We start from the raw sequence: 12,249 nt of genomic DNA, 5'->3' as shown, positions 1-12,249 counted from the left end.
GTCTGAGTTTGCTCTCATCCAAGGATTTCTTCTTTCCAAATCGCAGCAGAAAAACCGGGCGTTTTGTTCCCCTCTTCGAGGCTGAGAGGGAATCTAGAGACAGCAACGCATTCGGGAAATTCTCGGTGAATCAACGCTCATTCCTTCTTGAAATTGATACTCTTATCACTTCACAGATTAACTTAAACCCCTCTGTAGATAGATATGATTTTTGCTTAATCACGAGAGATTTTGATATGCATTCTTACGTTGCTGTTAATTGTATGACTGAGATCAAGCTCAGATCGAACGCATCTTAGAGGAAAGAGAGTGCTGAATCAATTTATCTTTGCTGAACTGGCATTCAAACTTTGATATAAGCCTAGAAAGTATGTCCTGTTTTCATTCGTTTCCTTGTTGATGAGCACAATGACGCAAAGCCAACAGACGGTTCTAATTGTTGATGACTTTTTTCAAGATCGGCAAATGTATCGCCGTTACTTAACGAATGATCCAGGAATAACCTACACAATTTTAGAAGCAGAATCAGCTTTCGATGGGTTGAAGGTATGCGAGTTGCAGCAAATCGATGGAATTTTGCTTGACTTTCGGCTGCCAGATTTAGATGGGCTTCAGTTTTTGGCAAAGCTGAAAGCTCAAGGGGGCAAAACTTTTCCGCCGATCGTGATGATCATCGGGCAAGAAGATGAATCTATCGCAGATCAGGCGATGAAAAGCGGTGCAGAAGATTATTTAGTCAAAAGTCAGATTACGCCAAACCGCTTGAGATTGACCCTTCAAACTGCGATCGAGCATGCTGAACTGAGACGAGCACTCCAGCAAACACAACAGGCTTTGCGAGACAGCGAGGAACGCTATCAGGCGATCGTGCAAGATCAAGCCGTTTTGATTTGCCACTTTCTTCCCGATGGAACACTGACCTTTGTCAATCCTGCTTACTGTCGCTACTTTGGGACGACTGCCGAAACCTTGCTCGGGCAGAATTTTTTGCACCTGATCCCCGAAGGTGCTCGTGAGCAGATTCAGCAACAGATTGATGTACTCAATACATTAACTCCAGATCGTCCGACTCTGATTCAAGAACATTTAGTTTGCAGATCGAACGGGGAGATAGGCTGGCAGCAGTGGACAAATCGCGCCATTTTCAATTCAGCAGATCAAATCATCGAATTTCAAGCCGCAGGACGAGACATCAGCGAGCAAAAAGCGACTGAATTGTCCTTGCAGCAAGCAACCGAACGCTTTGAGCTTGCCGTCATGGCGACCAATGGTTTGATTTACGATTGGAATTTCAAAAATAATACCGTTTACCGTTCACGAGGCTTGATGGATCTGTGTGGCTATTGTCCTGAAGAAGTCGATCCTTCGCTGCAATGGTGGTGGCAACAAATCCATCCTGAAGACCTGGCTCGATTTGATTTCAGTAACTTAAATGAGCACTTAGCAAGCCTCGATCGCTATTGTGCAGAATATCGAGTGCGCCATCGCAACGGGCATTATCTGTGGGTTGAAGATCGGGGTTTAGTCGTCAAAGACATCACAGGTCAACCGATCCGCATTGTAGGAAGTACGATTGATATTAGTAATCGTAAGCAAACCGAAGCAGACTTGCGAGAGAGCGAAGCTCGACTCAAACGATTGGTTGATTTGAATCTAATCGGCATTGAATTCTGGGATGCAGATGGAACAGTTTTAGATGCGAATGATGCTTTTCTCAATTTAGTTGGCTACACGCGTGAAGACTTACATGCTGGGAAAGTAAACTGGAGAGCTTTGACCCCGCCAGAACAGATCCAGCTTAGCGATGCGTCGATCGAGAAAATGCGCCAGCAAACCTCGGACACCTTAGAGAAAGAATACATTCGCAAAGATGGTAGCCGCATTAGTGTGCTTTTGGGGGGGGTGATGTTTGAAGGATCACACCATCGCGGCATTAGTTTTGTGGTCGATTTAACCGAACAAAAACAGCTCCAGCGCGAGCGAGAAATGTTACTTGCCGAAGCTCAGAACGCTCGTGCTGCGGCTGAACTGGCAAATCGAACCAAAGATGAGTTTCTCGCGATCGTCTCTCACGAACTGCGATCGCCCCTGAATGCGATTCTGGGCTGGACAAAACTGCTGCGTTCTCGTCAGTTTGATTCTGCGAGAGTTGAACAAGCGTTAGAAACGATCGAGCGCAATACGCAAGCTCAAGTCAAGTTAATCGAAGATTTGCTCGATGTGTCTCGCATTCTGCGCGGTCAACTCCGCTTAGATTGTGTGCCCATACATTTAGCCCCAATTATCACAGTTGTCGTTGCAAACGGACAGCTTGCAGCAACCACAAAGCAAATTCGACTCTGTTCGACCATTGAGCCAGAAGTCGGACGGATTTTAGGAGATGCCAATCGGCTGCAGCAAATCCTGACAAATATCGTGACGAATGCGATTAAATTTACCCCCAACGGCGGACATGTTACCGTCTCGTTAGAGCAGGTCGGCAATGATGCTGCTATCAGTGTAACCGACACAGGACAAGGCATCAGTGCTGATTTTTTGCCGTATATCTTTGAGCGATTTCGACAAGTGGAAAATAGCACCACCCGATCGAAAGATGGATTAGGGCTAGGACTTGCAATTGTGCGGCATTTAGTTGAATTGCATGGCGGAACCGTTCAGGTTGAGAGTCCGGGGCTAAATCAAGGTGCAACGTTTACAGTCAGGTTTCCACTGATTGATCAGGTTGCTCAACCGACCTCGATTGAGCCGAATCCTACGATCGCAGACTTGAGCAAGGTCAAGATCCTCATTGTCGATGATGTCCTTGATACTTGTGACTATCTTCAGTTTGTCCTGAGCGATTTTGGAGCAACCGTTGCCATCGCTCATTCTGCGGCACAAGCGTATGGGATATTTCAACAGTTTGTGCCAGATGTACTGCTGAGTGATATTGGTATGCCAGAAGAAGATGGGTATTCGTTGTTGCAACGAATTCGACAATTACCACAAGGTCAATCTGTCAAGGCGATCGCGCTCACTGCTTTTGCTAAACCCGAAGACTGCGATCGCGCCTTGGGGGCTGGATTCCAAGCCCATTTAGCGAAGCCTGTAGAACCCGATGACTTGATTAATGCGATCGTGAAGGTATTCAATCATGCCTGAGTCGTTGCAAGTTGGTTGACGGTTTGAATCAGTTCGTCAGGATTCAGAGGCTTGACTAAATGCCGTTGAAATCCAGCCAGAATCGCTTGTTGCTGAGTCGCTTCAGAGGCATAAGCCGTCAGTGCGATCGCGGGAATCAATCGCGCGGCATCCGAGCGCGCTCGTACCGATTCAATCAATTCAAATCCATCCGCACTCGGCATACTGAGATCCGTCACAATCAAGTCGAATCGAGCACGATTCAGTGCAGTCATTGCCTCTGACACAGAATCGACAGCCGTGACGGTCGCACCACAACTTTCCAATAGAAACTTTAGGAAATCCAGCCCATCCTGCTCATCATCCACAGCTAAAATATGCAGTCCAGCCAAGCTAGGTAACTCATCACCTTTGAAGTCGGTTGGGTGTAAATGAGCCTGAAATCGAGGCTCAGCGATCGGCAGCTTGATAATAAACACTGAGCCTTGCCCCGCCCCGCCACTGTGCACTTCAATCGTTCCGCCATGCAGTTCAACTAAATGCCGAGTAATTGCTAATCCGAGTCCTAGCCCGCCAATTTTGCGCGTACTAGAAGCATCTTCTTGCCGAAACGACTCGAACACATAAGGCAGAAAATCTGAGGTGATGCCTCTGCCCGTATCTTGAACAGATAAAACTGCAAAATTTTCTGCATCGCTTAAGGAAATCTCAATCTGTCCTGCTTCAGGTGTAAATTTAATCGCGTTCGTGAGCAAATTCCACACGACTTGCTGCAAGCGAGTCGCATCACCCCGAATCATCATCGAAGCCTCAGCCTCAAACTGCAGTTTAATTCTTTTGTTATCTGCCATCAAACGAACCGTATCGAGCGCAGAATGCACCACAGCGATGAGATCAATGATCCCCCACTTGAGGCTTAATTTGCCGCGCAGAATGCGAGACACATCGAGCAAATCATCGATCAATTGCACTTGCAACGCTGCATTTCTAAAGATCGTATTGAGCGCGCGTTGAGCGACCTCGCCTGAAAGCTTGCCTTCACAGAGCAGTTTCGACCAGCCTAAAATCGGGTTAAGCGGGGTACGGAGTTCATGAGAGACGATCGCCAGAAACTCGTCTTTAACGCGATTAGCAACTTCAGCGCTTTCTTGAGCGAGTTTGCGGTTCTCAGCTTCAGCTAAAGCGCGATCGCGCATTTGACGATACTCTTGCACCTGAAAGGTCAAATCGGTGACATCTTGAATCGACAGCATTGCATAAAATCCGTCTCCTTGAGTCGCGGGAATCGAAGTCACGGTGGTATGTTGAATCCGCTGTCTGCCATCCGAGAACGCAGTTGGAATGATGTATTTGTGAAGCTGTGAGGAGAAAATTGTCGGTGGTCCTCCCTCAAAAATCGGAGCGAGGCGATTGGTATAAAGCGATTGACGAAAGTGAGGAAAAAAGTCACAAATCGCTTGCCCCTCAATCCGCTTGCGCCCAATCTGCGTCCATTCTTCTAGCGCACTGTTCCAAAATACGACTTGATAGTCCGATCGGAGCACACAAATCCCGAGTGGCATTTGATCGAGCAGACTAAAGCGATCGTCGAGGTAGGACATGAGATCAAACGGCTCCTTTTTCTGAAGATTGCGAGATTAGCGCAAGTTCTCGATCGATACACGCTAGTAGCTCACTAAAAGAAGTCATCTCAAAAATTAAAATAATCTCACCCACAATTTCAAGCTGTTTAATCTCAAATCGAGCCTGTGCAAGCAAAAAAATGGTATCAACTTTGAAGAGATGGTTCGACAGTAACAAGCGCTCCATCGTGTCTTCATGGTAAGACGGGAGAGCATAGCTCATATGCTCACTGAGTAAGTTACTAATCGATCCGAGAATGCCATTGATGACGATATTGCCTACTTCGGTCAGAGTGCCAATCTTGACACCATCGAGGTCTGGAGAATCTCGGTCTTCGCCAGTCAGGAGTGCGACCAGTGCTGAAGCACTTTCGGTCGGAAAGAGCAGTTCGGCACTCCCACTAAAGCTACCACTAAAGCCTAATCTCACTGCAGAAAAGTGATGCGGATCGAGTCGTTGGGCGAGCTTTTGCTTAAGAGCTGCACCCTCAAACATCTGGAGCATCGGAACACAGAGCTGAATCGGAGTATCCAGCATTTCATTGAGCATTCCAGCCGCCCGCCCGATGCCAATATTAATGAATTCTTGCAAAGCATCTAACTGCTTCTCAGTGATTAAAGTCATTCATTGCTCCTCAGCACTGCAAAAGTTGTTGAACCGTCTGGCGAACTTCAGCTTCTTTTGCGGGTTTATTCAGAAATGCTGCGGCTCCAAGTTCGAGTCCACGCTGCCGAGAAGAATCTTGAATGTCTGCACTGACGATCGCGACCGGAATCGCACAGCCCTCTTCCCGAAGCTTCTGTAAAAATTGAAACCCATCAATGTTGGGCATCAGTAAATCGACGAAAATACAGTCCGGTTGATGCTGACTCACCATCTCTAGTGCTTCTTGTCCATTGGTTGCTTCTAGAACCGTGCAACCTTCTGCCTCGACGTATTTCCGCAGCATTCGGCGCGAAAAGGCTGCATCATCCACAATTAACACTGATACCAAATTCGATGTATCCACAGTCTACTTATGCCTCTTGAAAGGAGATAATTCAGCGAATATTTACAATTCTAATTTTTCTATAGAATGCTGCTCTGCACAGAGCAGCTCTAAGACGTCAACATCTGTTTCACGCAGCCATGACAAAATCGTTGTGTGGTGAATGTTCGTAACTTGTTCAATGCTACGAGCACTCATGCCCTGAAAATACATCCGAATGCAAAAGTGCTTCACCTCCTCTGAGTATCGCATCTGCTTGTAAGTCTCAAGAAATTGCCGTCCACAGTCCTTGCATTTGTAGCACTGGATCTGACTGCGGTATCCATTGCGCTGTAACTGATGCGAACCACAGTTTGGGCATTCCATGGCGATGCTTTCAAATGAAAATATCATTAGTGTTCAGCGTTGTCTACTGCTTAAACATCTATCTTAAGATAGATCCTGACAGATAAGGATGCTGCTTAGGATGTTGAAGGATAAAGCTGGAGTACGCTTGAAAATATGGAGTCTCTACATGAAATCGATGCAGAGGATTTAGCAGCTTTTCTGGTTGAGAGTTACGAGATTTTGAACCAGTTTGAGCAAGATGTTTTGGACTTAGAACGGCATGCGCTTGATCCGGATCGCCTCAATCGGCTCTATCGTGCCCTCCATACAATTAAAGGCAATTGTGGTTTTTTGCCTTTACCGACGCTTGCCGCGATCGCTCATGCTGGAGAAACGCTTTTAGAAGGAATTCGCACCGCCGAGTTTAAAATGACACCTGGTGTAGCAACCGTTTTACTTGACTTAACCGATACCATTCGGCAACTGCTTAAAACGATTGAAACGACTAAAACCGAAGGAACCGCAGACTATTCGCGTTTCATCACCAAGCTGACAGTACTCTATAGCTCAGAGCACCAGGCTGCAACTCGTTCAGGAGTGCTAGAAGATTCGGACTCAACAAGCTTAACTACGCTTGATTCAACGATTCGCGTGCAGGTTGACTTGCTGGATCAGGTCATGAATCTCGTTGGGGAACTCGTTATTGCCCGGAATCGAGTGCTACAGCTGACTACGGATAGCAGTGATGTAGCCTTGATGGCTACGTGCCGACAGATTGATTTGATTACCAATGAACTGCAAGATAGTATCATGCGGGCGCGAATGCAGCCAATTAATACGCTTTGGCGCAATTTACCTCGATTAGTGCGAGAGCTAGAGATCGCCTGTGGTAAAGAAATTGTGCTCGAACTCGAAGGCAGTGAAACGGAACTCGATCGCAATATCATTGCCGCGATTAAAGATCCACTGATGCATCTCGTTCGCAATTGTATTGATCATGGGATTGAGCCACCGGAGGTGAGAGTTGCAGCCGGGAAATCGGCTCAAGGATCGTTAAAGCTGAGAGCTTCGCAAGAAAATGGGAAAGTGATCCTAGAAATTCGAGAGGATGGGGCTGGAATTGATCCGGCTCAACTGAAAGCGCGATCGCAGCAGCTTGGACTGATTAGTGCAGCGCAAGCCGAATCGATGCGCGATCGCGAAGCGCTCGATCTGATTTTTATTCCTGGATTCTCGACCCTCAATGAAGCGACTCATCTTTCAGGTCGTGGCGTTGGTATGGATGTTGTGCGGCGGAACATTGAATCCGTCAATGGTTCGATTGAAGTTGAAAGCCAGGTCGGGCAAGGAACTACCTTTCGCCTGAACATTCCGCTTACTCTAGCCATCATTCCGACCTTGCTTGTGAAAAGTGGCGGGGAACGATTTGCAATTCCTCAGTCGAGTGTCCAAGAACTGATTCGGATCGAAGGACGCGATCGCATCGATCAGCAGATTGAAACCTTATTCGATGCGCCCGTTTATCGACTACGAGGACACATTCTTCCTTTGGTCAATCTGGCTACTGTGCTCCAGCTTCCGATGTCTTCGAGTGATCTGCTTTACTTTGTTGTCATTGACGCAGAGAGCTATCGATTTGGGCTGATTGTCGATCAAATCGAAGATACCCAAGAGATTGTCGTAAAGCCACTGAGCAAACAGATAAAGTCGCTAGAAGTATTTGCAGGTGCGACAGTGTTAGGAGATGGCAGTGCAGCATTGATTCTGGATGCAGTCGGAGTGGCACGATATGCAGGAATTCAGCCCTCATTCAACCAGATCATTGCTGCTGAACCAACCCCGGAAAATCGGCAATTGATCTTGATTGTTCTAGGGCATCACAATACTCGGATGGGCATTGTTCTCACTCAGTCAACTCGGCTTGAAATGATTGCTAGCCAAAAGATCGAAAAAGTCGGAGAACAATATTTGATGCAGTATCGAGATCGCGTTGTAGCGCTCATTGATCTGCAAGCTGTGTTGAGCCGAATTCCTCGATCGAGCCATGAATTCGAGGAATCTATTGCGGTCGTTGTCATCGAGCGTGAACACAATCAGGTGATTGGATTGATTGTGGATCAGATTCTCGACATTGTAGAAGAATCGCTCACGGTGACTGGAGCAGCGATTCGTCCGGGTTCGTCCTGCTATGCCAGTGTGCAAGGTCAAATTACTGAGATGTTAGATTTAGATGCGATCGTCAAGCTAGCAAATCCCTACCTCGTCTCTGACGAGAGCTGGAGGTAAACTGTAGTGACTCAACAGATCTGCACCTTCTATCTCAATGGTTCTTACTTTGGCATTGAAATTGAGGATGTTCAAGAAATTATTTGTCAACCCTCACTCACCCGAATTCCCCTCGCACCGCCGGAGATTTGCGGATTGATGAATCTCCGTGGGCAAATCATTCCAGTCGTTGATTTAGCTTGTCGTTTAGCCCTGAGATCGACACCCTGCGTCAGAAGCGATGAAACCATCTACAACATCATTGTTCATACGATCGAGGATACGGTCAGTTTCGTTGTGGATGACATTGGAGATGTGCTGCACTGTTCGAGCAGCACATTTGATCCACCTCCGAGTAATTTGAATCCTCAGATGCGAACTTTTCTAAAAGGAGCATACAAACTTGAGCAAGATTTTTTACTCGTTCTCAATACTGCAAAGATTTTAGATTAGGAGAGAGCAATGGTTTCTAACTCATCACAAAAGCAAGATTCGATAGTTGCAATGAAAGCAACACTGCTCGCAGCAATGCAGGCAGTCAATGCAGGCGATCTTTCAGTCCGGCTTGATGAAAGTAACGGACTTGAGGAGATTGCTCAAGAATTTAATCAATGGGTCAGCCATCATCAGCACTCTGCTCAAGGCATGAGTGAAGTAGAACGAGTCCTCAGCGCGATCGCACAAGGAAACCTGAATGCAAGAATTGCGCTAGAAATTGAGGAGCAACCACTTGCAGGCGAAGTGCTACAAGTGGCAACACAGGTCAATGCCATAGCAGATCAACTCCAGTTAGTCGCAAGTGAAGTCACCCGTGTTACCCGCGAAATTGGAACACAAGGCAAGCTCGACTCAGTTGCAACCGTCAAAGATGTATCCGGAGACTGGCAAGCCCTGATTGAGAGCGTCAATCAGATGTCGAGTCAAGTCAACGAGCAGATTCGCAGTATTGCTCACATTTCGCGTGCAGTTGCTCAAGGAGACTTCGCAAACCAAATTACAGCAGAAAATGTCGGAGAGTTTCGGGTGCTCACTGATGATATCAATCAAATGATTCAGAACCTGCGGGACTCATTAGGTGAAATTGGAGAAATTTCGGCAACCGTTGCAAGCGCATCAGAAGAATTAACAGCCGTGAGCCGAGAAATGACAAGTAACGCCGGACAAACTTCTGAACAAGCGACTTCTGCGTCTGTCTCAGCAGAACAAGTCAGCCAGAACGCTGCCACCGTTGCGACCGCGATCGAAGAAATGAACCTGAGCATTCGCGAAATTGCTAAAAATGCAGCAGCAGGAGCACAGGTGGCGATGGATGCAGTAAAAACCTCGGATCAGACGAATGCCACGATTACGAAACTCGGTCAAAGCAGTGTTGAAATTGGTAAGGTGATCAAAGTCATTACCTCGATCGCTCAGCAAACGAATCTCCTCGCCTTGAATGCCACAATTGAAGCAGCACGAGCAGGCGATGCAGGTCGAGGATTTGCCGTTGTTGCCAGCGAAGTGAAAGAATTAGCGAAACAAACTGCTCATGCAACAGAAGATATCAGCCAGCGAATTGAAGCGATTCAGACCGATACAAAAGGTGCAGTCGAAGCAATTACTCAGATTACCGCAGTCATTAATCAAATTAATGATATTCAAAATACGATCGCGAGTTCTGTAGAAGAACAAACAGCAACGACGAATGAAATTGCTCGCAATGTTACAGAAGCCGCACAGGGAAGCTCTGATATTGCGAAAAATATTGGGGTTTTGGCAGACAATGCTCAAATGACAACCACTGGAGCAGACAACACAGCCCAAGCAGCAACGGAACTAGCACGAATGGCAGTCAACCTGCAAAACATTGTTCAGCAGTTTCGAGGTCTAAGCAGTTGAACATTTCTAGGGAAGAGAATTTGCGACAATACAGGCTCACTCAACTGTCAGTTGTGCTCTTAGAAAGCATCTGAAAGCAGGTTATAGTCAACATCAAATCGGCACTGCCCTTTATCCTGTGAGCATGATGCAAAAAATTCGAGTTTTGATTGTGGATGATGCGGTCATGGTGCGAAGCCGTTTGAGTAAAATCTTAGCGACCGATCCGCACATCGAAGTCGTAGGAGTTGCAGCAACAGGACGAATTGCTCTTGCAAAACTGCCACAGCTTAAGCCCGACGTGATCATTCTCGATATAGAAATGCCTGATCTCAATGGGCTACAAACTTTAAGTCATATCCGCAACCTTGACCCAAAGCTCCCTGTGATTATGTTTAGTGCAATGACTCTCAAAGGAGCATCTATTACGTTAGACGCACTCGCTTTGGGAGCCTCAGACTATGTGACAAAGCCAGACCACATGCTCAATACAGGAGATGTCACTCAATATCTAGAAGCGACTCTAATTCCAAAAATCAAAGTCTTAAGCCGCAGAGAAAGCACAAAACCTTCGATCGCATCTTCCCTACCTGCGGTTTCTACAACCTCAACTAGAACTAATGCCCTCGCTGAGGTTGTCGCGATCGGAGTTTCAACGGGCGGACCGAATGCACTCGCTCGGATACTTTCAACCTTACCTGCTGATTTTCCAGTTCCCATCCTGATTGTGCAACATATGCCACCCATGTTTACAAAGCTACTCGCCGAACGACTGACGGCAAAATGCCCTTTGTCTGTGCGCGAAGCAACGATGGGCGCATGTCTGAATCCCGGCACGATTTGGATTGCACCCGGAGATTATCATCTGAGCGTGCAACACACTCGATCAGGGGTGCAGCTTGTATTGGATCAAACTCCGCCTCGCAATTCTTGCCGTCCGTCGGTCGATGTTTTATTTGCATCCGTCGCAGAGACTTATGGCGATCGTGCTTTAGGTGTCGTTTTAACAGGCATGGGACAAGATGGGCTACAAGGTTGCTACAAAATTCGCGCATCGCATGGGCAAATCTTGGCTCAAGATGAAGCGAGCAGTGTGGTTTGGGGAATGCCGAAATTTGTAGTGAATGCAGGACTTGCAGATGCAGTGTTCGCGATCGATGACATGATGCCCGAGATTTTACGCCGGGTCAGTCGCGCGTCCAACTCGATGCGGAGCACCCCCTAATGCCCAATTCTTCGTTTGATTTTGAGTATCTTCGTCATTTGGTGCGAGAGCAGTCTGGAGTTGTGCTAGAGCCACACAAAGACTATCTCGCTACCTTATATCTGAGTGAACTTGCGACTCAAGCTGGATTTGCATCTCTCGCGCCATTCGTTGAATATCTGAAGACAAGTCCTTTGAGTCATGTGCATCATCAAGCTATCGAAGCTTTAGTGATCCATGAAACGTCTTTTTTTCGCGATCGCTATCCTTTTGAAGCACTGCAATCTTGTGTGCTTCCGGCGCTGATTGCAGCGCGAGCCATGCAGAAAACCATTCATATTTGGTGCGCAGCTTGCTCAACCGGGCAGGAACCCTATAGCGTTGCGATGTTGATTCGAGAAAATTTTCCAGAACTTTCCACTTGGACAGTTCGGATTATTGCGAGTGATTTTTCTCAGCAGGCTTTGGATCGAGCTGAGCAGGGACGGTATAGCAGTTTAGAGGTCGAGCGAGGATTAACGCCTAAGTTGCGCGATCGCTATTTCTACAAGACTGAGCAATCTTGGCAAATCATTCATGAAATTCGACAGATGGTTGAGTTTCGACCCCTGAACCTGATTCAATCTTGGAGCGTCCTGCCAAAAATGGATGTTATTTTTCTCAGAAATGTTCTGATTTACTTTGATGTTGAGACCAAGCGATCGATTTTGAACAAAGTTCAGACCTATTTACAGCAGGATGGCTACTTGTTTCTAGGCGGCGGCGAAACTACTTTTCAGTTGGATTCTCGATTTGAAGCAGTTCAAGGTAAAACGAGTCTGTACCATCGTCTCCGAAGTGCATGAGCCGTACTCTGCTTTTATCT

At 46.9% G+C, this 12,249-nt stretch carries 10 protein-coding genes; 6 read left to right on the top strand and 4 right to left on the bottom strand.

The genetic code is table 11. From position 1 onward, the window contains the following. The first annotated feature begins 408 nt into the window (after window positions 1-408). Window positions 409-3,141, top strand: a complete 2,733-nt coding sequence (locus J0L70_RS22275; RefSeq protein ID WP_287455896.1) for a PAS domain S-box protein — start codon at window positions 409-411, stop codon at window positions 3,139-3,141. Here the strand turns inward: J0L70_RS22275 and J0L70_RS22270 are convergent. From J0L70_RS22270 to J0L70_RS32150, 4 genes are read right to left on the bottom strand one after another with little or no spacing between them, the layout of a single operon-like run. Further along, window positions 3,132-4,721 carry a hybrid sensor histidine kinase/response regulator gene (locus J0L70_RS22270; protein WP_287455895.1) on the bottom strand — a complete coding sequence of 530 codons (1,590 nt, stop codon included), beginning with the start codon at window positions 4,719-4,721 and terminating at the stop codon, window positions 3,132-3,134. The genes J0L70_RS22275 and J0L70_RS22270 overlap by 10 nt on opposite strands. Before the next feature lie 4 nt (window positions 4,722-4,725). After that, window positions 4,726-5,367 carry a chemotaxis protein CheC gene (locus J0L70_RS22265; RefSeq protein WP_287455894.1) on the bottom strand — a complete coding sequence of 214 codons (642 nt, stop codon included), beginning with the start codon at window positions 5,365-5,367 and terminating at the stop codon, window positions 4,726-4,728. Window positions 5,368-5,377: 10 nt separating this feature from the next. Further along, complete coding sequence (locus J0L70_RS22260) at window positions 5,378-5,752, bottom strand: response regulator (RefSeq protein ID WP_017289294.1); 375 nt, start codon at window positions 5,750-5,752, stop codon at window positions 5,378-5,380. A 42-nt stretch (window positions 5,753-5,794) separates the two neighbouring features. After that, window positions 5,795-6,097 (bottom strand): IS1/IS1595 family N-terminal zinc-binding domain-containing protein, encoded by a 303-nt coding sequence (locus J0L70_RS32150; RefSeq protein ID WP_017289293.1) that lies wholly within the window; start codon window positions 6,095-6,097, stop codon window positions 5,795-5,797. Window positions 6,098-6,232: 135 nt separating this feature from the next. Between J0L70_RS32150 and J0L70_RS22255 the strand changes: the two genes are divergently transcribed. From J0L70_RS22255 to J0L70_RS22235, 5 genes are all read left to right on the top strand, one after another. Then, window positions 6,233-8,344: a chemotaxis protein CheA gene (locus J0L70_RS22255; protein ID WP_287455893.1), complete on the top strand. Its 2,112-nt coding sequence runs from the start codon at window positions 6,233-6,235 to the stop codon at window positions 8,342-8,344. A 6-nt stretch (window positions 8,345-8,350) separates the two neighbouring features. After that, window positions 8,351-8,776 (top strand): chemotaxis protein CheW, encoded by a 426-nt coding sequence (locus J0L70_RS22250; RefSeq protein ID WP_017289291.1) that lies wholly within the window; start codon window positions 8,351-8,353, stop codon window positions 8,774-8,776. Between the two features lie 9 nt (window positions 8,777-8,785). Beyond that, window positions 8,786-10,201, top strand: a complete 1,416-nt coding sequence (locus J0L70_RS22245; protein ID WP_190652977.1) for a methyl-accepting chemotaxis protein — start codon at window positions 8,786-8,788, stop codon at window positions 10,199-10,201. Between the two features lie 124 nt (window positions 10,202-10,325). After that, window positions 10,326-11,405, top strand: a complete 1,080-nt coding sequence (locus tag J0L70_RS22240) for a protein-glutamate methylesterase/protein-glutamine glutaminase (RefSeq protein ID WP_287455892.1) — start codon at window positions 10,326-10,328, stop codon at window positions 11,403-11,405. Beyond that, window positions 11,405-12,229, top strand: a complete 825-nt coding sequence (locus tag J0L70_RS22235; RefSeq protein WP_287455891.1) for a CheR family methyltransferase — start codon at window positions 11,405-11,407, stop codon at window positions 12,227-12,229. The genes J0L70_RS22240 and J0L70_RS22235 overlap by 1 nt, the downstream gene beginning before the upstream one ends. Window positions 12,230-12,249 lie beyond the last annotated feature (20 nt).

The sequence above is a fragment of the Leptolyngbya sp. UWPOB_LEPTO1 genome, assembly GCF_017302695.1.
GTDB classification, from domain to species: Bacteria; Cyanobacteriota; Cyanobacteriia; order Leptolyngbyales; family Leptolyngbyaceae; genus Leptolyngbya; species Leptolyngbya boryana.
The sequence above is the reverse complement of the archived record's forward strand: the minus strand, read 5'-3'. Positions and strand labels throughout refer to the sequence as shown.

What these genes read in the sequence shown, in the direction of transcription:
- J0L70_RS22270 (WP_287455895.1), bottom strand. Translation starts at nt 4,721, where the DNA reads ATGTCCTACCTCGACGATCGCTTTAGTCTGCTCGATCAAATGCCACTC.
- J0L70_RS22240 (WP_287455892.1), top strand. Translation starts at nt 10,326, where the DNA reads ATGATGCAAAAAATTCGAGTTTTGATTGTGGATGATGCGGTCATGGTG.
- J0L70_RS22265 (WP_287455894.1), bottom strand. Translation starts at nt 5,367, where the DNA reads ATGACTTTAATCACTGAGAAGCAGTTAGATGCTTTGCAAGAATTCATT.
- J0L70_RS22235 (WP_287455891.1), top strand. Translation starts at nt 11,405, where the DNA reads ATGCCCAATTCTTCGTTTGATTTTGAGTATCTTCGTCATTTGGTGCGA.
- J0L70_RS22275 (WP_287455896.1), top strand. Translation starts at nt 409, where the DNA reads ATGACGCAAAGCCAACAGACGGTTCTAATTGTTGATGACTTTTTTCAA.
- J0L70_RS22245 (WP_190652977.1), top strand. Translation starts at nt 8,786, where the DNA reads ATGGTTTCTAACTCATCACAAAAGCAAGATTCGATAGTTGCAATGAAA.
- J0L70_RS22255 (WP_287455893.1), top strand. Translation starts at nt 6,233, where the DNA reads ATGGAGTCTCTACATGAAATCGATGCAGAGGATTTAGCAGCTTTTCTG.
- J0L70_RS32150 (WP_017289293.1), bottom strand. Translation starts at nt 6,097, where the DNA reads ATGGAATGCCCAAACTGTGGTTCGCATCAGTTACAGCGCAATGGATAC.